At 39.1% G+C, this 598-nt stretch carries 1 protein-coding gene; it reads right to left on the bottom strand.

From position 1 onward, the window contains the following. Positions 1–61 precede the first annotated feature (61 nt). Positions 62–223: a hypothetical protein gene (locus RT250_RS13530; protein WP_313115421.1), complete on the bottom strand. Its 162-nt coding sequence runs from the start codon at positions 221–223 to the stop codon at positions 62–64. Positions 224–598 lie beyond the last annotated feature (375 nt).

The following is a 598-nucleotide window of genomic DNA, read 5'->3' as shown; positions in this document are numbered from 1 at the left end:
TTGTCATGGTTTGCTAAGCTTTGTGCTGAGATAAACAAGAGCGATTCTTGTAGGGCTCAACTTAATTGGAATTGAAACCGAAGTCGAAGTCGAAGCCGAAGCCGAAGCCGAAGCCGAAGTCGAAGTCGAAGTCGAAGTTGAAGTTGAAGTTGAAGTCGAAGTCGAAGTCGAAGTTGAAGTCGAAGTTGAAGTTGAACTGATATATGGATAAATAGCAATGCAATTTTAATTGTCATGGTTTGCTGAGCTTTGTGCTGAGATAAACAAGAGCGATTCTTGTAGGGCTCAACTTAATTGGAATTGAAACCGAAGCCGAAGTCGAAGTTGAAGTTGAACTGATATAAGAATATAGAGCAATGCAATTTTAATTGTCATGGTTTGCTAAGCTTAGTGCTGAGATAAACATGAGCGATCCTTGTAGGGCTCAACGAAATCGAAATTGAAATCGAAGTCGAAGTCGAAGTTGAAGTTGAAGTTGGAGTTGAACTGATATAAGAATATAGAGCAATGCAATTTTAATTGTCATGGTTTGCTAAGCTTTGTGCTGAGATAAACAAGAGCGATTCTTGTAGGGCTCAACTTAATTGGAATTGAAACC

Origin of the sequence: Aequorivita sediminis, from assembly GCF_032080575.2 — a bacterium.
Lineage (GTDB): Bacteria > Bacteroidota > Bacteroidia > Flavobacteriales > Flavobacteriaceae > Aequorivita > Aequorivita sediminis.
This window is presented reverse-complemented; position numbering and strand designations above follow the sequence as displayed.